This window comes from Pontibacter sp. E15-1, assembly GCF_022601975.1.
Classification (GTDB): Bacteria; Bacteroidota; Bacteroidia; order Cytophagales; family Hymenobacteraceae; genus Pontibacter.
In genome coordinates this window covers 155646-181144 of the sequence record NZ_JAKVIR010000006.1, presented here as the reverse complement: position 1 = coordinate 181144, position 25499 = coordinate 155646, and the positions used below count along the sequence as shown (strand labels likewise).

Annotated in this window: 14 protein-coding genes; 1 reads left to right on the top strand and 13 read right to left on the bottom strand. The window is 56.6% G+C overall.

Going from position 1 to position 25499, the window contains the following annotated elements:
* Positions 1-205: 205 nt before the first annotated feature.
* The 7 genes from MKJ04_RS06010 to MKJ04_RS05980 form a co-directional block, all read right to left on the bottom strand.
* On the bottom strand, positions 206-3625 hold the full coding sequence (locus MKJ04_RS06010; protein WP_241640228.1) for a DUF1080 domain-containing protein: 3420 nt from the start codon (positions 3623-3625) through the stop codon (positions 206-208).
* 63 nt (positions 3626-3688) lie between these two features.
* Positions 3689-4948 carry a Gfo/Idh/MocA family oxidoreductase gene (locus tag MKJ04_RS06005; RefSeq protein WP_241640227.1) on the bottom strand — a complete coding sequence of 420 codons (1260 nt, stop codon included), beginning with the start codon at positions 4946-4948 and terminating at the stop codon, positions 3689-3691.
* Between the two features lie 44 nt (positions 4949-4992).
* A complete protein-coding gene (locus tag MKJ04_RS06000) occupies positions 4993-6354 on the bottom strand; it encodes an alpha-L-fucosidase (RefSeq protein ID WP_241640223.1) in 1362 nt (453 codons plus the stop codon).
* Positions 6355-6381: 27 nt separating this feature from the next.
* On the bottom strand, positions 6382-6777 hold the full coding sequence (locus MKJ04_RS05995; RefSeq protein ID WP_241640221.1) for an alpha-L-fucosidase: 396 nt from the start codon (positions 6775-6777) through the stop codon (positions 6382-6384).
* Between the two features lie 48 nt (positions 6778-6825).
* Entirely contained in the window at positions 6826-7695 is an 870-nt protein-coding gene (locus MKJ04_RS05990) for an ROK family protein (RefSeq protein WP_241640220.1), read from the bottom strand.
* Between the two features lie 204 nt (positions 7696-7899).
* Positions 7900-9486 carry a RagB/SusD family nutrient uptake outer membrane protein gene (locus tag MKJ04_RS05985; protein ID WP_241640219.1) on the bottom strand — a complete coding sequence of 529 codons (1587 nt, stop codon included), beginning with the start codon at positions 9484-9486 and terminating at the stop codon, positions 7900-7902.
* A gap of 20 nt (positions 9487-9506) precedes the next feature.
* The gene (locus MKJ04_RS05980) at positions 9507-12680 is read right to left on the bottom strand and encodes a SusC/RagA family TonB-linked outer membrane protein (protein ID WP_241640218.1); all 3174 of its coding nucleotides are present in this window, start codon (positions 12678-12680) and stop codon (positions 9507-9509) included.
* 776 nt (positions 12681-13456) lie between these two features.
* Here MKJ04_RS05980 and MKJ04_RS05975 point away from each other — a divergent pair.
* Positions 13457-14869 carry a glycoside hydrolase family 125 protein gene (locus MKJ04_RS05975; protein ID WP_241640217.1) on the top strand — a complete coding sequence of 471 codons (1413 nt, stop codon included), beginning with the start codon at positions 13457-13459 and terminating at the stop codon, positions 14867-14869.
* A 444-nt stretch (positions 14870-15313) separates the two neighbouring features.
* Here MKJ04_RS05975 and MKJ04_RS05970 read toward each other — a convergent pair whose 3' ends face one another.
* The 6 genes from MKJ04_RS05970 to MKJ04_RS05945 form a co-directional block, all read right to left on the bottom strand.
* The gene (locus tag MKJ04_RS05970) at positions 15314-16411 is read right to left on the bottom strand and encodes a glycoside hydrolase family 43 protein (protein ID WP_241640216.1); all 1098 of its coding nucleotides are present in this window, start codon (positions 16409-16411) and stop codon (positions 15314-15316) included.
* Positions 16412-16517: 106 nt separating this feature from the next.
* A complete protein-coding gene (locus MKJ04_RS05965) occupies positions 16518-18533 on the bottom strand; it encodes a hypothetical protein (protein WP_241640215.1) in 2016 nt (671 codons plus the stop codon).
* 19 nt (positions 18534-18552) lie between these two features.
* Entirely contained in the window at positions 18553-20424 is a 1872-nt protein-coding gene (locus MKJ04_RS05960) for a family 16 glycoside hydrolase (protein ID WP_241640214.1), read from the bottom strand.
* A gap of 48 nt (positions 20425-20472) precedes the next feature.
* A complete protein-coding gene (locus MKJ04_RS05955; protein ID WP_262918058.1) occupies positions 20473-22779 on the bottom strand; it encodes a GH92 family glycosyl hydrolase in 2307 nt (768 codons plus the stop codon).
* A gap of 55 nt (positions 22780-22834) precedes the next feature.
* Positions 22835-23728: an ROK family protein gene (locus MKJ04_RS05950; protein WP_241640212.1), complete on the bottom strand. Its 894-nt coding sequence runs from the start codon at positions 23726-23728 to the stop codon at positions 22835-22837.
* A gap of 728 nt (positions 23729-24456) precedes the next feature.
* Positions 24457-25491 carry a LacI family DNA-binding transcriptional regulator gene (locus MKJ04_RS05945; RefSeq protein ID WP_241640211.1) on the bottom strand — a complete coding sequence of 345 codons (1035 nt, stop codon included), beginning with the start codon at positions 25489-25491 and terminating at the stop codon, positions 24457-24459.
* Positions 25492-25499: the final 8 nt, after the last annotated feature.

Genomic DNA, 25499 nt, shown 5'->3' with positions numbered 1-25499 from the left:
TATACCGTTAGAAAACAGATTCTGCGCATGTGTAAGTGCCAGTACAGAATAACCCATCCCTACCCCCACGAGGGGAACTGCACTACTTGAAAGGCTGTATGCGCTTATCAATTGATGGTAGTATACCTCCGCGCTAAAAAGAAAATCCCCCTGTAGGCAAGTACTTTGCCTACAGGGGGATTTTGAGGTAGCGTATGTATAAATCTTACTTTTTGCCCAGGTCCTTCACCCGGATGTTCCGGAACCACACGGTAGAGCCGTGGCCCAGAAAGCCGATGTACCCTTTGGTGCGCTTCAGGCCCGGGTGCTCCTTGTGGTCTATGGTGCCGTTTTTGCTGGCTTCCGCGATGTCTCCGTCCACGATCGTGGTGCCGTTCAGGATCACTTTCACCTTGTTGCCTTTCACAATCACCTCTTCGTAGTTCCACTCGCCGGTCGGTTTCAGGTAGCCGCGCTTGGCCGGGATCACGCCGTACACGGAGCCGTGGTACTGGTAGTCCTCCAGGTTCTTATAAATGGCAGCGTCGTTGTCCAGTATCTGCAGTTCCATCCCGACGTAGGCCGCGTCGCCCTCCAGCGGGGTCCGGATACCGAGGCCGTTGTTGGCGCCGGGTGTTAGCTTAAACTCGAAGCGGAACACGAAATCACCGTACTCTTCTTTGGTATAGAGGTTGCCGCCGCTGCCGAACTTGGGCTCACGCACCACCAACTCCCCGTTCTCGATCACGTAGTCGGCGGTGTTGCCTTGCCAGTGGTGCATGTTGGTGCCGTCGAACAGCACCTTATACCCCTCTTTTTTCTCAGCGGCGCTCAGTTTAAATGGCTCCGGGCGCGGAATCACACGGATGTAAATGTCCCGATACGCTACCCGCGAGCCGTGGGCCTGCAGTTCCAGCTGCTCTTCCGGGAAGATAGGCTGGGTTCTGTCCCAGTAATTCTCCAGCATCACGTTGTCCGTCACCAATTCCCCGTTCAGGTATACCGTCACGCGGTCGCCCTGCATCCGGATGCGGAAATTGTTCCACTCGCCAAGCGGGTTGTCGGCTACTTTCAGGGGCTTGCTCTCATTCACTTTGTTGTTGTACAGGCCGCCGGAGCCTACCTGCGCGCCGTCGGCCACGCGCGAGGTGTCCCACATCTGCACCTGTGGCGTGCCCCGCAGGTAAATGCCCGCGTCACCGTTCTTCTTGCCGTCGTCGAAAATCTTCCAGTCCACGAACAGCTCGAAGTCACCGTATTTCTTCGCTGTGGTGAGGTTGTTATACCCCTGGCCCACAAACACGATCTCGCCATTCTCCACTTTCCAGTCGCGGCGCATCTCCTCGTCGGCAGCCTGCTGCTGTGTGGTCAGGGTCTTTGCATCCATCTTCGCCCGCTCTATGGGGTTGGCCACCAGGCCTTTCCAGCCGGTCAGGTCCTTGCCGTTGAACAGCGCCACCAACCCCTGCCCCTCCGGCATCTCGGCCAGGAACTTGCGCATGGCCTCTTTCTGGTACTCGCTGTCAGGGCCTTTCAAAACCTGGATGGCCTTGTTGAGGTGTCCGCGCACCACATCGCCCTGAAACGCCTTGTCCGACAGGGCGGTATTCATCACGGCAAGGGCCGCCTCCTGCTGCAGAGCAGGATCGTCGAGGTACTTGCCGGCAAACACCAGCGCCGGAAATGTCCTGTTTTTGGCTACCTCCCTCAGGATGGCTTGCTTCTGCTCAGTGGTTTTGGCAACTTCCATACCCTCGCGCAACAGCAGCAGTTTCTGCTCGGCGGGGTATTTTGATGCACTCACGCTCCGTATATACCCGGTCAGCGCCTGGTCCAGGTAGGCCGTGTTGGCCTTGTTCTGGCTGATGCGGAGGAGTTCTTTGGCTGCACTCGCGTCAGCCCACTGCGACAAGGCACGGACCGCCGCCTCTTTGGTGGCCGCATCTCCGGTCTGGAAAGCCCCTGAGACGGCATGCAGGGCCTGCTGCCCGCCAATGGCCGCCAGCACATTGAAATACCCCGGTCTCTTTTCGGCCGGAGCTTTCTCCAGTTGCTGCAGCACGATTTTTTCTTGCTCCGGCTGCGTGCCATACCTGCGCACAGCGGCGATCACGGCCTGCTGCACGGCCTGCACCTCGTCGGGCTGCGTGGTTGTATTGAGTAAGGTATAAAGCTGCGACAAATTCTCTTGTGTCACCATTTGCTCCAGCGCGGTCAGGGCAGCCAGGCGCACGGCCGGGTCGCGGTGCTCGACGTACACGAACACCTGGTTGATTTTATCGCGGGCGGCACGGGCACCCAAAACCTCCAGCAGGGCTACCTGGCCATCTGTCGGCATTTTAGGCAGCGCATTCGCCACCTCATTGGTCAGGTTGTTGCCGGGCATGATCAGGAGGGCGTTCTTCACGGCCTGGGTTTCGGCCTTACCTCCCTTGCGCATTACCTTAAACAGCTGCGGGAGCACCTGCTCCTGCCCCACTTTCCCGGCAGCCCCTATGGCAGCCAGTCGCACCGCCTCGTCCTTGCTTTTCAGCGCTTTCTCCAGAGCTGGCAACGCGGTGGTGGCCTTGTTGTCGCCCAGCATGGTCAGGATGGCGGCGCGCGCCTCGGGGTTAGCTTTCTTTTGCGTCTTCACCCACATGTCGGTGGTGGCGGGGGTGATGTAGGGAGAGGCGAACTTTAAGGCAGCGGCACGGAAGGCAGGGTCCTGGTCCGTGGCCGCGCGCAGGAGCAGCGCTGTGCTTTGCTCGCCCTGTAGCTCGGTGAGCAGTTTTAGCGCGGCAGTGCGCGTGTGCGCCTGGGTTTTCTGGCTGGTACGCTGCAGCAGCGCCTTCGCGATTTTCTCCGCCTGCTCCGTCTGGCCCTTTTCCTTCAGGCGTTCGGCATATAGCAGGTAGGCGGCCACCGCATTGTCGTTGTCATAGGTATAGCTGTCTTCCTCTGCCGCTTTCGCCAGCACCGCCTCCGACGCTGGCGCACCGATGTTGGCCAGGGCATATAGGGCCAGCTTTCTCAGCTTCTCATCCGGGCTGGTGGCAAATGGCGAAATGGCTGCAACGGCCTGCTCGTAGCGGGTGTCTCCCAGGGCCTCCACTAAAGACAAACGGCAATCGCCTGACGCATCCGAGAGCGCCTGCAACAGGGCCTCGTTGCCGTTTGGCGAATTGATGCTGGTGAGGGCGTTGGCAGCCGGGGCGCATAGCCGCTCGTCGGTGAGGTAGCGCTGCAGGCACGGAACCGCATCGGCTTTGCCCACTACCTGCAACTGCCGGATAAGGAACGCCTGGCTCTCGGGGTTTGTCTCCCGGCCAAGCGACTCGCAGTAGGCGGCTACGCTCATGCTGCGCCAGTCCTCCCGCTCTTGCTGCATCACGTAATAAGAGAAACCGCCCAACGCATACTCCAGCCTGGCGTTGTCTCCCTTCCCGGGGGCGGTGAGCATGGTTGCCATCTCCACGAGGCCTTCTTTTCCGAGGGAGGCCACCTCCCCCATACTCGTCTGCAACTGGGTTTTGTCTTTGGCGGGCATCTCGGCCAGCAGGTCGGCAATGCGGGTGGCAAGGGTACGCTGGTCGTTGGCGCGCTGCCCCAGGGCCATTGTGCCAGCCGTGAGCAGGGCAACAAGTAATAGTATCGATTTTTTCATATCGTTCGACTCAAAGAATTCTGTTTCTGATGAAATTTCCTGTACATGATTTTTAGCGCAACACTACCCGATCGTCCAGCTGGAGCGCATGGGTTGGTATACCAAGCGGTTGGCCCCCTCATCGTCCACGAATTCCTGTGTCGCGGGGTCAAATTTCAGGGAGCGGCCCAGGCGCAGCGCGGCCAGGCCCATGTTCACGAGCGTGCACGAGCGGTGGCCGTTTTCCTCATTCAGGGCGAATTTCTGGCGGTTTTTCACGGCCTGCACAAAGTCAGTTACCTGCGGTGCCGGGTCCGGGAAGGCGGCCAGCTTGCGCTGCAGGTCCGGTATGTCGGAGCGGAAACCGGGGTATAGTTTGCCTTTCGGCCCTTCGATGTAAGGCACTTTTTCATCCGATCCCTCGCCGTCGAGAATGATCTGGCAGCCGTCGGCGTAGGTATACACAATACGTCGCCAGGTGCCTACGGCATCGGTGTGCTGCTGCGGGGCGTCTATCTCCACAGAAACCGGGCTGGTGTCGTCTTTGCCGAGGAAGTACTGGATCGGGTCCATGTAATGCTGCCCCATATCGCCGAGGCCGCCGCCGTCATAGTCCCAGTACCCGCGGAAGGTGCCGTGCACGCGGTGCGGGTTGTAGGGTTTGTAAGGCGCGGGGCCCAGCCACATGTTATAGTCCAGTTCCTGCGGCACAGGCATCGGAGCGAGGTCCGTTTTGCCCACCCAGTAAAACTTCCAGTCGTAGCCCGTCTGGCGGCCCACCGTCACTTTCAGGGGCCAGCCCAGCAGGCCGCTGTCCACGAGTTTCTTGATCGGCTTCACCGGCGTTCCCATCCCGTAGAAAATATCCTCGAACCGGAACCAGGTGTTGAGCCGGAAAATGCGCCCGTGCTGCTGCACCGCCTCTACCACGCGCTTGCCCTCGCCGATCGTGCGCGTCATGGGTTTCTCGCACCAGATGTCCTTGCCGGCCCGGGCCGCGTCGGTGGCCATAATGCCGTGCCAGTGGGGTGGGGTGGCGATGTGCACAATATCCACTTCCGGCAGCTTGATGAGTTCCCGGTAGTCTGTGAAGGTCTTCACCCCCTTCCCCACCATGTCAACGGCTTTTTTCAGATGACCTTGGTCTACGTCGCATACCGCCACCACGCGGGTGTCGCCGTACGGGAAGTGGTTGCGCCCCATCGAGCCAACCCCGATCACGCCTTTGGTCAGCTGGTCGCTGGGTGCCACATAGCCTTTTCCGCCCAGCACAAACCGGGGCACGATGGTGAAAGCGGCCAGGGTGGCCGCTGACTTTTTAAGAAAACTTCGCCTTGAACTCATGAAAAGAGAATTTTATATGGTGGATGACAAATTTTTAAGCACAGTTATTCTTTTTCGGAGGCTTTGTAGAGGCCAAACGCTGCCAGTTGCACAGGTCCTTTGGCCTCCAGCACGGTTACCCGTACTTTCGTGGTTTTCACCTCCGGGAAGCGCAGCAGCCGTTTATACCCAATGGTGGTAAACTGCTCGATCTTCTTCCAGCCTTTCCCGTCCCAGTACTCAAGCAACGCCTCGGCATTGCGCTGCCCCGCGGCAATGTTCTCCTGCAACAGGGCTCGGTCGAAGGCGATTTCCTTTTTAAAATCCAGTATAAGGGGCTTGTTTTGGTTTAGCGTGATGTAGGTCCCGAGGGCCTTATCAGTCAGCTTTTTGTCGATCTTGCCAGCGGCCAGGTTGGTCTTGAAGGTTTCATTCAGGATGCTCCGGAAGGCGTGCAGGCTGTTCACGTCCTGCTCCGCGAAAACGCCTTTGGGGTTTGGCGGGATGTTGAGCAGCAGCAGGCTGTTTCGACCTACGGATTTGTAGTACAGGTCCACCAGTTGCTTCCCGGACTTCACTTTGCTGTCTTCCTCGGGATGGTAAAACCAGCCCGGCCGGATGGACACGTCCGTCTCCGCCGGAATCCAGAGGTTGCCTTCCGGGTCGCCGGTGTTCAGGTAAGCTGGGTCAGCCTTTCCGGGGGCCATACCCGTGGTGTCGATGGTAGACCAGCAGGTTTCGCCGGCGTTGCCCGACTCGTTGCCCACCCAGCGCACATCGGGGCCGGCATCCGAGAACATGACGGCCTGGGGCTGCAGCTCCCGCACCATTTGCCAGTAGCCTGCAAAGTCATAGTGCATGTCTTTGGCGTTTTCGCCTTTGGCGCCGTCAAACCATACCTCAGCCACCTCGCCGTAGTTGGTCAGGAGTTCGCGCAGTTGGTTTTTGTAGAAGGCATTGTAGGAGGCAGTGCCGTAACTCGGCTCATGCTGGTCCCAGGGCGAGAGGTAGAAGCCAAACTTGATGCCCTGCTCCCGGCAGGCATCCGCGATTTCCTTCACCACGTCCCCTTTTCCGTTCTTCCAGGGGCTGCTCGCCACGCTGTGGTCGGTATACTTCGATGGCCAGAGACAGAACCCGTCGTGGTGCTTGGCTGTGATAATCGCCATCTTGAAACCCGCCTCTTTCAGCGTTTTCACCAGCTGGCGGGCATCGAAATCAACCGGGTTAAAGATGGCTGGGCTTTCTGTTCCGTCGCCCCACTCCTTGCCGGTATACGTGTTCACGGTGAAGTGCAGAAAGGCGTTGGTCTCCAGCTGTTGCCACGCCAGTTGGCGGGTTGTCGGGGTGGGCAAGGCTTGCGCAAACGAGGAAGGCACGGACGCGATCAGGGCAAGGCACAGCGGGAGGAAGTACAGTTTTTTCATAGGTTTCGATAGCTAACGTTTTCCAGCTTAAACACCCAGGCATGGTCGCAGGGTATATTCCCCGGGTTCAGGGCAGGTGGTATGAGCATGAGTTTTCCGTTCTAGATGAATGACCGGACCGCCACCTTCGTGCCCAGCAGCTGCACTTTCCCGACTTTGGCTATACCGCTCCGGTTTGAAGCGGGTCACGAGGTCCTTGAACTGCGGCAGCATGTGCTCGTCTACCTCCTCCACCTCATTCACGGGCGCATAGGCTGGCACGGCATAAGGCCCCCAATGGATGAAGATGCCGAATTTGGCGTCCGTCCACCAGGTTGGGGTTTCGCGCTTGTCCAAGGAAGCCCAGTTGGGTTCATACTGCTGCGCGCTGGCATTGCCTGCCACGAGTGCCACCAACAAACTTAAACCAAGGAGTCGTATCATAGGATTGGGTATAAACAGGTCGGATACAGAAGCTGCGTTTCAGATTTTTCAGGTATAATCCGGCACAGGCTGGTGCCGCATCCTGAAAAGCGCGGCGGCCCCCAGCACCGCGACATGCTTTATCTCCGACTGCTCGATCACCAGTTTATCCGTCACGACCCTGTAAGGGAAATCAGCAACGCTTTTGTGCATGGCCTCTTTGAAAAAGGGATAGCAGTGGCTGACAGACCCTCCCAGGAAAATGGCCTCCGGCGAAAGCGCATACAGCATGATCTTGATGGCGTTGCCGAGGTGGTGGCCGAACTGCTGAAAGGCCTCAATGGCCCGGGCGTCTCCGGTGTTGGCAAGCGCCTGCATCTCGTCGCCCGGTGTGCCGTAGGCTTGCAGGAAGAATTTCCCGCTGCAATAGTCCTCCAGGGTTTTATCCAGGTATGGCATGCCGCCAAACTCCCCGGCGCAGGAGAAGGCCCCCGAATACAGGTTGTTGTTGGCAATGATGCCGGTTCCGATGCCGGTACCCAGCGTCACGCCGATCATGTTTTGGTATGGCTTTCCGGGCCCGTATACCTTCTCTCCCAGGGCATAGGTGTTGGCGTCGTTCGTTATGTAGACGGGGAGTTCAAATGCACGCTCCAGGTGCTGCTTCAGGCGCACTTCGGTCCAGGAGGGGATGTTCTGCACATCGAAGACAATGCCCTTTTTCTCATCCACCAGCCCCGGCACCCCAATCCCAATCCCGACCACTTCCGGGTCGATCACCTGCCTGATGCCGTCGGAGATGTCACGCAGAATAGCCTCTTTCGAACTCTTCGCCGCCGTCGGGATCCGCAGCTCCGCTATAACCTGCCCGCGCTGCACCACGCCGATGTGCACCTTGGTGCCTCCAATATCTATTCCGACAACTTTCTGGTCCTTCATATATAAGTATCATGGTACGTAAGCAAACTTGGCATTACGAAATTCCGGGGTGAGCGCCACTCGGTTGTTTGGTCATACTGGGTTTTGCCGGGTTTGTAAACTATCCAATCTTAAGAAAAACCCTTTTCAATGTCTAATATAAAAAAAGCGAAGCACATTTGGAGATTTCTCTGCTTGTGCTTCGCTTTTAATTAAGGATAAGGATTAATATCCAGGATTCTGTGCCCCTAGACTTGGGTTTCTTTGCCTTTCCGATTCAGGAAGCGGAAACAGCAGATGTTTTTCGGCGAAAACTTTGCCCCAGTGGTTGGTGTGGCCGATTACATCCACAAAATCTATCTCTCCTGGCCTGCTAGCGGAGGTCACCGGAAATTTGTGGGTCCTGACGATATCTGACCAGAGCCGGAATTCAAAGACAAGCTCTCTGAACTTCTCCCCCCAAACCGCTTCCACAAATTCCTCTACCGGCAACGCGCGTAACTCAGCGCTGATTTGATCGGCACCTTTCTTCCAATAGGCCCGTCCCTTGACCTGGGCTACATAGTCGGCTGCCTCCGCAGTTACGCCCTGGGAGCGCGCAATCGCCTCAGCGGCAATCAAAAGCACATCTGCATAGCTGTATATGACGGCGTCTTTGCCGGAGCTGGCCGTCTCAAAAAGCGCCTGGTCGTCGTGCCACATATAGGGGGCCGTGTCAAACGTTTTCACTTCGCCATCGCTCAGTGTCAGGCTAGAATGGAAGTATTGTTTTTCCTGCGCCCTCAGGTCGTTGGAGGCATCGTATCCCCAGAGGAAATCATTCACGGGTGCATAGGCATTGTTGGTGATGGCATAGGCCACATGTTGCGCCATCGAGACCGGGTATGCCCACTGCGGATAGTTGCTGCCTGAGATATTCACGGCGAATTCGTGGTAGAAGACATACTCATTTTCTGATGCGTCTCCCATGCGCAATTTGTTGTATGCGCTGTTTTCTGGTATCACATTCCCGTTCGCATCCTTATCATGCTGCGTCAAGCTATAGTTCCCGCTTTGGATCACACTTTTTGCGAGGGCGGCTGCCTCGGCATATCGGTCTTCCTGTAGCGGGTACCCGCTCATGGTCAGGTAAACATCCGCCAGCAAAGTAGCCGCAGCCCCCTGCGTCACACGTCCGCCGTTGTTTGCCATGGAGCTCTCCGAAAGCCCTCCTTCGTTTACGGCAAATTTCAGGTCGCTTTCGATCAGGTTGTAGACTTCTTTTATGGAGCTTCTTTCCAGATAGAGGTTATCCAGCGACTCGTATGGCTCTGTAACCACAGGCACCTGCCCAAACATCTTAACCAGATTGAAGTAGGCGTATGCCCTGAAAAACTTCGCCTCTGCCTCAAGCTTTTTCCGTTCGGCGTCTGTCAGGCCCGGTGTAGTAGGCACATACTTTATGGCGTTGTTGGCCCTGGATATACCCCTGTACATGTTGTCCCATATACCTCCTATGTAGCCGTTCAGGTTATTCCCGTTGAGCGTCAACTGCTGGGCATGCTGCACATGGACCTCCTGGCCCTTGTACTCATTATCGAAGAAGCCTGACATATAATTGCCCAGCATGGCCTGTGCCCCGTTATACACCCCTCCGTCGTACAGCTGGGTGGCACCCGTTCTGTATAGCGAGTTCACGGCGCTGTAAGCATGCGCGGGTTGCGTAAAATTCTGGTTGGCGGCTAGCTCATCTTTTGGAACTTCATCCAGAAAGTCCTCGCAGGAAAAGCAAAGCATCCCCGCGATAAATATAAGTGCATGTATCTTTTTCATGGCTATATCTTTCTCGTTGATTAAAATTTAAGATTGAATCCCATCGTGTAGGTGCGGGGCTTCGGGTATTGGAAGAAGAAAATATTCTGCCCCCACTGGTTGCCCCCCCACGATGTAGCCTCAGGGTCATACCCCTGGAACTCATCCGAGTTGACCACAAATGCATTCTGAATGCTGCCGTATACCCTCAGCCCTTTCAGGCCCGGAAGGAAGGAACTGTCAAAATTGTAGCCCACCGAAAACAGGTTGCCACGCAGATAGGAGCCGTCCACCACCCAGTGGCTGTCAATCTCACTGTTTTGCCCTGCATATGCCTGGTTTCTGATCTCCTGAACAGGTGTGTTCTGGTTCTGTGGAGTCCAGCCCTCTGTTAGAATTGTGCGCAGGCCATTTGCAATCCCCGACCTGTCTTCGGTAGAGTGGTAAAACTGCTGCAGAATATCTACCCCGTACACGAACTGCAGGTCGGCGGTAAAATCAAATTGCTTATACTTGAAGGTATTGATAAAGCTACCTGTCCAATCAGGCAGCCCTTTCCCCAATATGGATTTCTCGGTGGAGCGCTTTGCCTCACCAGGAACGGCACCGACTTTGGCAGCGGCATCGGCCTCATCTGTCCCCCAGGTGCCAAGGCGCTCATAGCCCCAGAACGAGCTCAGCGACTCGCCTACCCGCAGTATGGTCTGGCTTCCTGACACCCACCATGGGCCCGGCTCTATGTCTTCGTTGTTCTCCCCGAGCTTCTCAATCTCGTTCTTATTGTAGTTCAGGTTGAGGGTGGTCTGCCAGCTAAAGTCACTGGTTTCCATGTTGGTGGAGGTCACGAGCATTTCTATACCTCTGTTAGACACCGAACCGATGTTGTCCCGCACTGCGGAGTAGCCTGTGGAGTGTGGCACTGGCCTGTCGAGCAGCAGGTCGGTGGTGAGCCTGTAGTAGTAATCAAACTCCAGCTCAACTCTGTGATTGAACATCCTGGCATTAAAGCCAGCATCGAATTGCTTGGTCCTCTCCCACTTCAGGTCGGGGTTTGGCAGTCTGTTCAGGTAGCTCTCTGAGGCGCGGTTGCCGCCAATGAGCACCGTGCCTGATGAAACGGTGGCCAGAGACTGATAGGTAGGGATTTCTGTGTTGCCGGTGATGCCGAAACTTGCCCGCAGCTTAAACTGGTTGAGCTGGTCAACATTCTGCAAAAACGGTTCGTTCGATACCACCCATCCAAGTCCAACGGAGGGGAAGAAACCATACTTGTTCTTCTCGCCGAAACGGGAAGAGCCGTCTACCCGCCCGGTCAGCGTAACCAGGTATTTGTCGTTGTAGGCATAGCCGCTGCGAAGGAAGTAGGAGTTCATCGACCACTTGTCGTAAGCGGACTCCGGGGCGCCAGGCTGGCTGGCGGCCTGGATGCGGTTGTATTTAAAGAAGTCATCGGCAAAGCCTCTGGCCTCCACCCAATTGGCCTCATAGGTTCGCTCCTGCCAGCTAAGCCCGAGCACCGAGTTGAGGCTGTGCTTGCCAAACTCTTTGTTGTAAGACAAATACGTTTCCTCTTGCCAATAATTCACCTTTTGGTCTTCTAGGTAAGCCCGTCCCAACGGAGAGGAGATATTCAGCAGGTCTGTTGGGTAATATTCCTTGAAGCTTCTATTATGCCTGTCGAAGCCGAACTGTGTTCTCAGGTCCAGCTCAGGCAGAATATGGAACGTAACATAGGTGTTCCCAAACAATTGCGTACGCTCCCTCAGGCGTTCCTGGGTTTCCAGCACGTGCACCGGGTTGGCCATACCTTCCAGGTTATATGCATCGCTCACCATGCTGCTGTTACTCCAGGTGCCATCCGGAAACTTAACAGGGAAAATCGGTGGCATTTCAATCATCGTGCGGCGCGGCATCTGATGTCCGCCGCCTTCTTCCGCTTCATTTTCGTTCGTGTAGTTCACCAAAAGGTTTGTGCCCACCGACAGCCATTTTTTAGGAGTCGCATCGTAGGCAATCTTGCCGCTTACTCTTTCCAGCCAGCTGTTCAGCATAATGCCTTCCAGCTTCGCGTAGTTCAGGAACGTGCCAAAGGAAGATTTCTCTGATCTTGACTGAAGGGAAACCTGATGGTTGTGCGACACTGCAGTCCGTGTGGATTCATCCTGCCAATCGGTGTCGTACAGCGGGTTGCCGTTCGCATCAAAGAGCCGTGGGTCGTTTCTTGTGAAAACCGGGCTGGCGTCAGGTCTATACTTAGGCGTGTTTGCCATACCCGTCTCTACCACCTGCAGCCATTCATCCGCATTCAGCAAGTCCATTTTCTTCCGGATCTCCCCAATGCTCACCCAGCCATCATACCCTACCGTCACACCTTCCTGAGCCGCTCCTCTTTTGGTGGTGATCAGGATCACCCCGTTGGCGCCACGTGCGCCATATATAGCCGTGGAAGATGCGTCTTTCAGCACCTCCATACTCTGAAAGTCATTTGGGTTGAGGAACTGTATGTTCTCCATCACCACGCCGTCTACCACATAGAGCGGCCCTGACGACGCGTTAATGGTACCTACTCCCCTGATAATGACACGCGGGCTACTGGTTGGCGACCCTGAGTTCAGTTTCACGTTTACCCCTGCTACTCTTCCCTGAAGCCCTTGCAGCGCATTAGTGACCGGGGCTCTTAGCAGGTCTTCTGAGCTAACCACTCCTACTGAACCCGTCACATCAGATTTTTTCTGCGTGCCATACCCCACTACCACCACTTCTTCTAAAGCCTTAATGTCAGGCTGCATGGTAATGTTTATGGACGACCGCCCATTTATAGAGACCTCCTGTGTAGCATAGCCAATAAAAGAAAACACCAGGGTGCCGCTGCTTTGCGCGTCGGGCACGCTGAGGCTGTAATTGCCCTCTATGTCTGTTGCGGCCCCAATGGTTGTACCCTTCACCACAACTGTCACGCCCGGGAGGGGCATGCCTTTGTCGTCTTTCACTGTGCCCCGCACCGGTATCTCATACTTCGCGGCGGGTTTTGTGGCAGGCCCTGCGTCGGGCATCCGCGCCGAGGAGAACATTTGCAGCGGAAGCGAGGTGGCCTCCTGGCTTTGCGCAGCAGACGCCTCCGCACACATGGCAAAAGAAAGAATACCGGCACACAGTGCGAGCCTTCCGTCTTTTACGCAATTGCCCTTGAACAATTTTGTAAATCGGTGTTTCATAGTTCTATGATGATTTAAATGAAAAATAATTTTACTAAAACGTTTTAGCAAGCATAAAAAATGTTAATTTTGTTCGGTATTATTTGTTTTTCCGTATCCTGAAAATCCAATATGATATATCAATAGCGCACTTTACATTGTGTATGGCTACTGTTCTATTTCATTGTCAGTGCAGGGTATGTTTATCCCGTGAAAAAAAATTATTTAATTTATGAACCTATCAGTAGTTCAGGAGGTCAGACGACCTTAGTAGAGGTAATATGTTTTTATCATTCTTTAGCTCAAATTAAACAATGATACTCAAGAAGTCAAAGTTTTAAATGTTATTTTTAACCTTAAAAAGTAAGCAGTCAATCATCCTAGTCTCAATACCCCGTAAAAACCGCCGCAGGAGGCTTTTTAGAGGCAAATTGTAGTAGCGGGCTGGACAGAAAAAATGACCGCCGAAGCGCTAAACTTCTAAAGGAGTGCCTGCCAGACTGCGTTATTACAGGTCGACCAGAAGGCATGTCTTTCGCCCGGGTGTGTTGGATCAGCTCACGCACCGCGTGGACATGAGAAAAAACTACTGCGCCTATTACTCGACCAATGTAATTACCAGAATTAGCGTTTGTTTTTATAGCAATAGAAACGGCTTTTATGCCTCATTTCTAATTCCTAATTTCTAATTTGGCGAAGCACTACCCTGCTTTTGCCAGAGCTTTCTTATCTTCAGGACATAGCCCCCGCACCTGTCAATCAAAATCCACCATACCCCTAACAAATACAAAATACACATGAAAAGGAGAACTTTCTTACAAAACACGGCCCTGTTGGGCGCTGGCGTGTACCTTAACCCGCTTACAGCGGTAGCGGCAGATTTCGCTACTGTGCGCACACCCGTTGCCCAACGCAACTTTCAGAGCAAGTCTGTGGAGAAGGCCATCACGGAGTTCCGCAAAAATGTGAAGGACAGAGAACTGGCCTGGCTCTTTGAAAACAGTTTCCCCAACACCCTCGACACGACGGTTACCTACCAGCTCAAAGACGGCAGGCCGGACACTTATGTGATCACGGGCGACATTGACGCCATGTGGCTGCGCGACAGCTCGGCGCAGGTATGGCCCTACCTGAAGTTCATCAAAAAAGACGCCCCGCTGCGGCAGCTCATCGCTGGCGTGATTAACCGCCAGACGTATAGCATCCTGCGCGACCCCTACGCCAACGCTTTTTACAACGACGACACGAAGGTGGGCGAATGGAGCTCGGACCTGACCGACATGAAACCGGGCATCCATGAGCGCAAGTGGGAAATAGACTCGCTGTGCTACCCGATCCGGTTGGCGCACGCCTACTGGAGCATCACCGGCGACACCCAGCCTTTCGACGCGAAATGGCAGCAGGCGATACAGGCCACGCTGAAGACTTTTCGGGAGCAGCAGCGCAAAGACGGGCTGGGCCCCTACAAGTTTCAGCGGGAGACGGCCTGGGCTACGGACGGTGTGCCGATGAGTGGGTATGGCTACCCGGTAAAACCTGTCGGGCTGATCTGCTCGATGTTCCGGCCCAGCGACGACGCCACGATCTACCCTTTTCTGCTCCCGTCTAACTTTTTTGCCGTGGTGAGCCTCCGGCAGGCCGCCACCATGATGCAGGCCATCGCCAAAGACGCGCAAACAGCCGGCGAGCTCACGGCGCTGGCCAACGAGGTGGAGAAAGCCCTGCAGGAACATGCCGTCGTGGATCACCCGCAGTTTGGGAAAGTGTATGCCTACGAGGTAAACGGCTTTGGCAGCTATAACCTGATGGACGACGCCAACGTGCCTAGTCTGCTCTCGTTGCCATACCTGGGCGCCATGGAAGCCACGGACCCGATTTACCTCAACACCCGGAAAATGCTATTGTCCGAGAACAACCCATTCTTCTTTAAAGGCAAGGCTGCGGCAGGCATTGGCGGGCCGCACGTGGGCCTGGACATGATCTGGCCCATGAGCATCACGATGCAGGCCCTTACGAGCACAGACAAACAGGAGATCCGGAGCTGCATCGACATGCTAAAGAAAACCCACGGGGGCACTGGCTTCATGCACGAGTCTTTCCACAAAGACGACCCGACGAAGTTCACCCGCGCCTGGTTTGCCTGGGCGAACACATTGTTTGGGGAGCTGCTCTGGAAGACGTATGAGCAACAGCCATCGCTTTTGGCATAGCCCTGGAAAGCGGGTGTCGGCAGCCCGAGTACCGGCTGCTTGCATCCGCTTTTATCATCAAAACCTCAAAGAACAATTGCCTGCTTTAGTATAAGCGCAGGCAGGGGAAGGGCAAAAGCGCCTTATTTTAACGTGACCTAGGGAATAGCTCTACGTTCACCTGCTTTTGAATAAGTTTTTCTGCTTTGGGGAAGTATGGTTTAGCTAGATCAGGGCAAAATGATTCCCAGTTTTTCCGGGAGGTACCGGGGGTAGGGGCCCTCTATTTGTAGATTTCCGGTGCCACGTCAGTGGCAGCCGTTAAGCAGGAAATGTACACAGTGCCGAGCGGGAAAACGCGCCCCAGCTTAAGAAGGGCCCCTACCCCTGGCGTGGAGCGCAAAGCAAACTATGAAAAGAAGGAGTTTCAAATCTTGATACCACCGCGATATTACCGAGTACACCTTATTTTATGCGAAGTCCGGCCACCCCTTCTCTGGTGATTTTAACCGGGTTTATATACCCTTGCGCATCAAAGGTCATGCGATCGATGCAGGTGACTCTGTGGTTCGGGTCTGTTTCCTGCAGGGGTCTTCGGTGATAGACGATATACCATTGGTCCTGGGCGGCATTGTGTATAACCGAATGGTGGCCCGCGCCGGTAGCCACCTCGGGGTCCTGCCGCAGGATGGTGCCCACGCGCTTGAAAGGCCCGAGCGGGGAGTCGCTGATGGCATATGCGACGCTGTAATTCGGGCCCGTCCAGCCGCCCTCCGACCACATGAAATAATACTTTTCTCCCTTCTTGAACATAAAAGGGCCTTCCACATACCCCTCCGGCGTCACTTCCCTGAAGGTGGTGCCGTCTGCGAAGGGTATAAAGCCTGTAAAATCCTGATTGAGTCGGGCGATGTTGCAGTGCCCCCATCCGCCATAGATCAGGTAATACTGCCCATCCGCATCCTGAAACACAAACTGATCGATGGGCTGCGCCCCGTTGTGAAACGCGCTGACAAGCGGCTTGCCCAGATGATCCTCGAACGGCCCGGCCGGACTGTCTGCCACAGCCACGCCGATGCCTCCGCGCTCGCTGTCGCTCTGGATATCGTTTGCCCCAAAGAACAGGTAGTATTTCCCGTCCTTTTCCATAATCGCGGGTGCCCACATCGCTTTTTTGGCCCATGCAACGCGGGTAGTGTCTATGATGCGGCTATGCTTCGTCCAGTGAACCAGATCGGGGGAAGAGAAGGCGTCCATAAACACCTGCTCAGCATAGGGTGCTGAATAGGTGGGGTATACCCAGTAGGTCTCCCCAAAGATCACCCCTTCCGGATCGGCATACCAACCAGGGAAGACGGGGTTGCCGGATATTTCGTGGCGTTGCGGCTTTTGAGGCGCAGTCGCTTGCCCCGGCGTTTTGTTCGTAGTGCATGCCTGCAACCCAATGAAAAGCCCGAGACAAACGGGTAGCAGCTTTTGGCTACCGAACGCGTGAAATGGCCGGGATTTGAGGTATAGACTGCCAATGCCCGTTCGTGCCAGCAGTTTGTGTTCACTTTTCATGGGCAGTTTGTTTGAAAAATGGCTACTCCCGATACATACCTCCCATACCCGGCAGGAAAGCAGGGTATGGGAGATGAAAAATCAATTGCCGCTGAATGGCCAGCCGCTATTTGGATGAAGCCTTGCCGTTTGGTGCCAGCGAGTTGATCCACTTCGCGATCTTGAGGGCGTCCTCTTTCGGAACCTGCGGCATCGGCGGCATCTCGGTGGCGTAGTCCGGCCAGTTCTTCGGCTCCGGGTTATGGATCAGCTGCACGATCTTTTCGGGGGTATACCCCCGCTTGGCCACGTCCACGTAAGCCGGGCCGACCTGCCTTTTGTCGGTGTTGTGGCAGGCCAGGCAGGTATACTTGGCCAGCAGGCCCTTCACCTCCTCGTAAGCGGGCGCGCTTTGGCTGGCTGCTGCCTTAACCGGCGCTTTTTTGACTGCCGGCTTTGCCGCAGCAGGCGCGTTTGCCGTTGCTTTTTTGGGAGCCGCGGCGGTCTTTGTCTTCGGTGCAGCGGCAGCGTTCCTGGTACTCAGCTCGCTCACCGACAGTTTCTGCCCTTCCGGGATGTTGTTGAGCGTGTAATAGGCCGTTGGGTGCACCAGCGTGTACGAATTATCTTTTGCCCGCACGCCGCCCAGCGTGATGTTGTGGATGTAGTAGCGGCGCAGGTTATCCACCACAATGCGGGCCTTCATGCCATCGTCCGACACCTTCACGCCCTTCACCGGATTCTCCTCAGTGTTCACAGGCGGACTGCCGTATACCGGGTGGTATTTGTAGATAAAGCTCGACACACTGTAAGAGGCGATGTCCTCGGCCGATTTCCTGTCCACGGGCTTGGTAAACTCGATCTCGAAACCGTCGGGCATGGCCCGCACGGCGCGCATCTCAAACGGCACCTTGTTGTTCCATACCAGGCGCTGCAGGCCCTGGTTGGCCTCGCCGGCTGAGCCCCAGCCGCGGTTGGTCTCCCCCACGAACAGCGAGCCGTCTTTGGCCCAGGCCATGCGCAGCACCCCCGACTGAAAACCGGTCCGGAACAGGAAGGCCGCGCCCTGGTACTCGCCGTTCACTTTCTCCAGAAACACGCGGGAGATCAGGCTCATCCCCTGGTCGCCAACGAGCACCTGCCCGCCAAACGGTCCGAAGTTCTCCTCCGGTATCTTGATGGGCTCTGAGTTGGAGATGCCCAGGATGCCGTGCGGCAACCATACCGCCGGCGTGCGCAACTCCGGGAACGCCTCCTTCATCTCATACATGGCCACGTAGTCTTCGTCCACCACATTCTCTGGTTTGATGTAGCGGCCGTTTGCATCGCGCACTTTGCGCGGGTCGAGTTTGGCGTACATCTGCTCCTCTGTCATCTTCACGGGTGAGTTGGGCATGCTGGTCCAGCGCAGGCCAGCCGGGTGGCCGGTAAAGGCACCTTTCGGCACGTGCCACAGGCCGCCGGAGCCCATCCACTCGCCCTGGTTATCGGTATAAAAAAGCTCGCCGTCGATGATGCCCGGACCTGCCGGAGAACGCATACCGGTGGCCCAGGGCTCCATCTTGCCGTCTTCGCTGATCTTCATCGTCCAGCCGCGCCACGGCACCCGGCTTTCGCCGCGCCACCACTCCTCGTCGCCAAAGGCCACGTTGCCCGTCACGAAGAAGTCGCCGTCCGGCGCTATTTTGGGGCCGAAGCTATACTCGTGGTAGTGCCCGGAAATTGGCCAGGAATAAATGGTTTTATACTTGTCTGCGCGGCCGTCGCCGTCCACGTCGATCAGTTTGGTCAGTTCGCCGCGCTGGGCAGCGTACAGGGAGCCGTCTTTGTAAGCCAGCCCCAGGATCTCGTGGAGGCCGGAGGCGTACTTCCGAAAGTAGGGCCGCTGGGTGGTGGGGTTCTCCACGATGTACACGTCGCCGCGGCGCGTGGAGATGCCCAGGTCGCCGGACGGAAGCACCGTGAGGCCGCCCACTTCGAGCAAGGCCCCTTCAGGCGATCGGACACCGGCAATCCGGAAGAAATCCTCTTCCATGGGCGACTCCTGCGCCACAGCCGCGGCACAGATGCCCGTGATGCTGGCCGCAGTAAGCAGGAAGCTCAGGGTGGCCTGTCGGAATGATTTTCGATCTGTATGTTTCATGCGTTTGAATCGTGTGAGGTTAAAAAATGATGGAATAGCTTAGCTTGCCGCTCACCGGCACCAGCAGTTCTTTCTGCCCGTTGGCGTCGCGCACCACCGGTTTCGCGCCACCGGTCTCGTCCACCCGGATGTAGTAGGCCTTGCCGTCCACCAGGTACATGTCTTTGGAAACCGCCTCGATAGAGCTGCCTTCCGCCAGGCGGGCGTACAGGTTATCGGTCGGGTTTTGCACGGTCAGCTCACGGCGAAGCCCCTTGCCCCCTTCCAGCACCCGAATGGCATCCCGCACGGTGGTGCCGTAAAGTTGGTAGATGAAAGTTGGCTGGTCTGTTTTGTCTACCTCATACCCCTCGGTCCGGAAGCCGGTGCCGGCGGTGTCTGCTGCCCAGGCGGCCTGCGGCGAGGCAAGCTTTGCCAGCGCCAGGGCCGGCTGCCCGAAGTGCTGCACCGTGCCGACCGGGCGCGAGGAGCCGTCGCCACGGCTATACCACATCGGGGTGGCATCCAGGAAATCGCCCCGCCATACCTGCACCATGTTGCCTTTGTCCATGTCGTAGGTATAGTGCACCTGGTCGGCGCTGCCCACGTTCACGGCATGCACCACCCGGACACCGGACTTGCCGTCTTTGCCTTTCACCGGCAGGTCCATGAAGCTGCGCAGGATCGTGTTCACGGGGGCGGCCACCAGGATGGGGCCCGCTGCGTTGTTGCCACCGGCAACCGGGTCGCCGATCAGGTACTCCCGGATGCCGGGGCCCACCACGGCCAGGCCCAGCGCGGGTCTGCCCCACTCCACCGGCTTCACATAAATCAACTCAAACGGCATGTCGCCTGCGGGCAGGGTCACGGTGCCGCTCTGGTTTCTGCCGCCAACCGGTATCACCTCTTTGCCGTTGAGCCGCATCATACCCCCGCCGCCGCCTGCGTTCAGGTTAAAGGTGTATTCTCCGGGCTCAGCCACTTTCAGGGTGCCGGTATAGCGGATCAGGAAATCGCTTGGAAAAGGGCTGATGTCGGAGGTCAACACCACCGAGGTTCCTTCGGCCTCCGGCGGCAGGCTGTCGTAGTTGGGCTCCGCCTCGAACTTGCCTTTGTACACTTTATACTGCAGGTTCACCAGTTCCGGGCGCGGCTTGCCATAGTTCATGATTTTGATGTTCCGGAAAGCGACAGCGCCGTGGTCGCCCTGCAGGCGCAGCGGCCCAATGGCCACCTCGTTGCCTCCCATCGCGCCGCGTGTCGGGCCAAAGAGCTCCACGTTCTCATGTATGGTCACGCCGTTCAGCTCGGCGCGCAAGATCCTGGCATTCTCCACCTTCTTGCCGCTTGTATCGAAGCGGGGGGCCTGGAAGGAGACTTTCAGGTGCTGCCACAGGCCGGGCGCTTTGCTCACGTTCTGGCGGGGCGCATACCCCTCATACCCCTTCTGCCCGTTCGGGCGGCTTTCGTCCCAGCGCTCATACACGGCCCCGTTGTTGGCCGAAGTCGGTTTTTTCAGGCCCCAGCTGTCTTCCAGCTGAAGTTCATACCGGCCTTGCAGGTATATCCCCGAGTTGGCCCCCTTCGCCATCATGTAGTCCAGCTCAAGGTCGATGTCGCCATGCTCGAGGTTGGTGAGCAGGTCAGCGCCCTTGTTCCTGCGGCTGGGCTCATTCACCAGCACGCCGGTGCCGTCTTTGGTGTCCAGCTCGTTCTCCTTGTCGAGTTTCGCCGTCACGTCGCTGGCCAGGTGCCAGCTCTTGCCCGGGTTCCGGAAAGCCGACAGACTGCTCAGGGATATCTCCTCGGGCTGGTTCGCCCCTTGCTGTGCCCAGGCTGCCCCCGAACTGCACAGCAGGGCCATACCCGCCAGCAACACGCTGCGGATAGGTGTTATTCTGCGTTTAGTCATATATCGTTTTTTTGAAAGTATATACATCGTCTGTTCTTGTAAGTTCTGCTACCGCTGCTCCTTAGAGAGGGAGTATGGGAAGGCCTCTGCCCGGGTGCCGCGCTGCCGGTTCGGCTCCGCTGCCATCTCGAAGTCCAGGGTTGCCCCCTTCATCAGCTCGCTGTGGCTCAGCCAGTTCTTCTCGTATGTTTTTCCATTCATCTGAGCTGCGTTTATGTACCTGTTCTCTGCGCTGTTCTCCGGCGCCTGGATCACTACCTGTTTGCCATTTTCCAGGTGCAGCGTTGCCTTTTTGAACAGCGGCGCACCCAGCACATACTGGTCGGTGGCGGGGGTTACGGGGTAAAACCCGAGGGCCGAGAACACATACCAGGCGGAAGTCTGGCCGTTGTCCTCGTCGCCGCAGTAGCCGTCCGGGGCAGCGGTATACATGCGGTTCATGGTTTCGCGCACCCAGTGCTGCGTCTTCCAGGGTTCTCCAGCGTAATTGTAGAGGTAAATCATATGCTGGATGGGCTGGTTGCCGTGCGCATACTGCCCCATGTTGGCGATCTGCATCTCGCGTATCTCATGGATCACGCTGCCGTAATAGCTCTCGTCATACACCGGCGGCAGCGTGAACACCGAGTCCAGCTTGGCCGTGAAGTTCGCCTTGCCGCCCATCAGGTCAATCAGGCCCTGCACATCATGGAACACCGACCAGCTATAGTGCCAGCTATTGCCCTCGGTAAACGCATCGCCCCACTTAAAGGGGTTGAACGGTTTCTGGAAGGTGCCGTCCTGGTTCTTGCCCCGCATCAGGCCCGTGGAAGAATCGTAGAGGTGGCGGTAGTTGAGGGCACGTTTGGCGTAGCGGTTGATTTCCTTTTTCGGGCGTTTGAGCGCCTTGGCCAGCTGGTAAATGGCAAAGTCATCGTAGGCATACTCCAGCGTGCGGGCCGCGTTCTCGTTGATTTTCACGTCGTAAGGCACATAGCCCAGCTTGGCATAATAGGCGGCACCGGCACGGCCCACCGCGGTGAGCGGGCCCTCGTTGTTGGCGCCTTTCACCATCGCCTCGTACAGGGCCTTGATGTCATACCCCCGCCCGCCTTTCAGGTAGGCGTCGGCCACCACGGAGGCGGAGTTGTTGCCCACCATCACGTTGCGGTAACCGGGGCTGGCCCACTCCGGCAGCCAGCCGCCCTCTTTATACGTGTTGGCCAGTCCTTCCTGTATCTGCGCATTCTCGGTTGGGTACATCAGGTTCAGGAAAGGGAACAGCGCCCGGAACGTGTCCCAGAAGCCCGTGTCGGTATACATGTAGCCGGGCAGCACTTTGCCGTTGTAAGGGCTGTAGTGCATCACTTTTCCGGCTGCGTCCAGTTCATAGAATTTCCGGGGGAAGAGCAGGCTGCGGTATAGGCTGGAGTAAAAAGTCTGCATCTGGTCCGGGGTGCCTCCCTCCACGTCGATGCGGCTGAGCTGCTCGTTCCAGGCCTGCTTTGCCTTTTGCCTCACGGCTTCAAAGTCATCCATACCTACCTCCCGAAGGTTCAGCTCCGCCTGCTCCGGGCTGATGAATGACGAGGCGACGCGCGCGCTCACCTGCTCACCTTTTGTGGTTTTGAACCCGATGACGGCCCCGGCATGGTCGGCCTGCAACTCCAGTTTACCGGGTTCCAGTTTGTCGCCGCTCCAGGTAGCCGCGCTGCTGAAAGGTTTGTCGAACTGGATGATAAAGTAGTTTTTGAAGTTGTCGGGCACTCCGCCGCTGTTTTTGGTGGTATACCCCACGATTCTGTTCTCATCAGGGATCACCTTCACATAGGAGCCTTTGTCGAAGGCATCCAACACCACATAAGCGCTGTCGGTTTGCGGGAACGTGAAGCGAAAAACGGCGGCGCGCGTGGTGGGCGTGATCTCAGTGGTCACGTCATGGTCGGCCAAGTATACGCTGTAGTAGTGGGGCTTCACGGTCTCGGACTTGTGCGAAAACCAGCTGGCGCGGCTCTCTTGGTCAAACCTCCGTTTACCCGTTACGGGCATGATGGCGAACTGGCCGTAGTCGTTCATCCAGGGCGAGGGCTGGTGGGTCTGCTTAAATCCCCGGATTTTGTCGGCGCTGTACATATAGCCCCAGCCGTCGCCCATCTTGCCGGTCTGCGGCATCCAGAAATTCATACCCCAGGGCAGGGCAATGGCCGGGTAGGTGTTGCCGTTCGAGAGGCTGTGCTTGGAGTCGGTGCCTATCAACGGGTTCACCCACTCCACAGGGTCTGTCACCTTGTCCACCAACACGGTTTGGGCGGCGGCGAAGGTATACATCAAACTCCCCAGCAGGGCAATGGCAACGTGCTGTATGCGTCTTTTCATGCTGATACTCATAAAGTAAAAAATCGCTTTTAGAAGTTGGCTCCCGCGGGGGCCGTCAGAGCCTGGGCTTCAGCGCCGCCGGTGCCGCGCGCCACGAGCTGGCTGCGCCGATCAGCGCCGCGTCTTCGGCTAACGTGGCATGGTATATCGGCACCGTGAGTCCCCGGGCTGCCAGCGCGCGTTTGGTTATGGGCATAAACAGCTCCCACGCGTTGGCGATGTTCCCCCCAATGATCACTGCCTCAGGCGTATGCTGGCGCAGGTAGGGCTCCAGGAAAAGGGCCAGATCCTCGGCAAACCCCTGAAACACCTGACGGGCATCGGCATCGTGCGGACAGCGCGCGGCCAGCGCCTTCACGTCGGGCACCGTCTTGCCCGAGAGCCGCTGATACGCCTGCACAAACGCGCGGGTGGAGAGGTACTCTTCCGCGATGCTGTCCTTGAAAGGGGCACGCCAAAGGTCCGCGTCGGCGGCCACCCCGTCGGCAAGCATCGCCGAGCCCAGGCCTGTTCCGAGCGTGAAGCCCATAGCTGAGGAAACAGCCCTGGCAGCGCCTCCAGCCACTTCCCCCCTCAGAAAGCAGCCTGCATCGTTCTGGAGTTTTATGTGCTGCCGATCCATGCCCAGCTGCTCAGCCAACAAGGATTTCACGTTCAACCCATACAGGCAATCGTACTTGCTCTGGTTCTGGAACAGGCAGATGCCTTCCTCATACTCGAAGGGTCCCGGCATGGAGACACCTAGCTTTGTGGACGCGAGCGGCAGCGTGCCCAGGGTCTCTTTGATGACGCTGCACCAACTGTCCAGCACTTCCTGCACTGTCCCGGCCGCGTTTACCAGCGCCCGCGCCCGGGTGCCGGGCACAATGGAGGAGGTTTGTAGCGCTACCAGCGCGGATGTGATATGCGAGCCTCCTATGTCTACCCCTACAATTGTTTCGTGAGACATTTCCCTTTTTTTCTTTTTCTCATGATAAACCTGGCGAAGCTTCTTCCGCCCTTTTTTATACCCCTCGCCTCGCGCACAGGCGGTTGGCAAGGCATTCATGCTTCTCTGTTTTTCTAGCTTTTTTATACCTGAGCGCGATGAATCACTCATATAAAGCTTCCTAATTTCAGGTATGCTAAATCATTTTAGCATACCGATTAAAAAAAAAGCAATGAGAGTAGATGTATTGCTTTGATGACGCTATGTAATCTTAGAGCATGTTTAAAATTCATCTTTTGGGCTACAAAACGTTCATCAAGGAACCTGACTTCACCTTTTTCGCTTCCAAAAATGAAATTTAAACATGCTCTTACCCGGGAGATCCGGGACAGTTTTCATTTTTGGCGCTGTGCCTCACTGGCATTTAATAGCAACGTGCAGCGGAAAATTCTGCATCTTATACCCCAGAGACAGCTAAAAAAAGACCGCATTTTATTGCTGCATGCAGGGCGAATATCAACGTGATACTATCTGCCTACTGCCGCCACTATGATCTTAATTTATCATTTAGTTATCCAAATTTAACAGTAATATCGAAAAGTAAAATATTTTCCTTACAAAAATTTCATACCTGCAGTGAAAAGCCCGGGCTGCGCCCCGTACCCGAAGGAGCAAACCAGGGCTGCCGCGGGCACATGGCCATACCACTCCGGCCACAGTTGGGCTGATTTACCGAGGGGCAAGGCGCTTTATCTGCGTGTGGTGGAGTTGCGGACAATCAGGCTGGTGGGAAGCACTGCCGTTTGGGTGGTCGTCGCCTGCTTCCTGTCGTCTGTGTCCAACTGGTCCAGCATCATGTTGATGACCTGGTCTGCGATTGCCTCGGTGGGTTGCGCCACAGCCGTGACCGATGGTTTGTAAAGCCTGAAAATATCGTGGTCGTCGAAACCCACTACCCCCACGTCTGCAGGCACCCTCAGCTCCAGTTTGTCAATCGCCTCCAGCCCGCGCAGGGCTAGGTAGTTTGTCGCGAACAGCACGGCGTCCAGGTCATCGCGTTGGCGCAGGTCGTCCAGAAAGGCCATAATCTTCGGGATCATGTCTTCAGTCGTCACCCGAAAGGGGATCTTCAGGAGCTTAGGCGCTAACTGATGATGCGCCATGGCCTGCTCATACCCCTCCAGGCGCTGCAGCATCTGGCTCTGCCCGGACTCAGTGGTCACCAGCGCGATCTTTTTATACCCTTGCCCGATCAGGTGCTCGGTCGCGCTGTAAGACCCCATGCGGTTGTCCACGCCCACGAAGTTCGTCGGGAGGCCGGGGAGGGTGCGGTCCAGCAGCACGACGGGCAAGCCTTCGGCGATCAGCTCTTTTATATCCTCCTCCACCCCAGGCGGGGGCGTGATGATGTAGCCGTCCACGTGCTTGTCGCGGAACATGCTGATCAGGTCGCGGGTTTTCGCGGTGTCGTCCTCGGTGCTGCAGTAGATGATCTTGTACCCCGCCTTGTAGGCTTTCTCCTCAATCAGGCGGGCAATGTTGGCAAAAAACGTGTTGGAGATGTCCTCCACCATCAGGCCGATGGTCTTGGTTTTGCCGGTGCGCAGGCTCTGGGCCAGTTGGTTGGGCTTGTAGTTCACTTCCTCCACCAGCTTCAGCACCCTGGCCGTCAGGCTGTCGCTGATGCGCTTCTCTTTCGCCTTCCCGTTCAGGATAAAAGACACGGTGGTGATGGAAATGTTCAGCTGCTTGGCAATGTCGCTGATGAGGAGTTTCTTTTTCATGGGTGCAA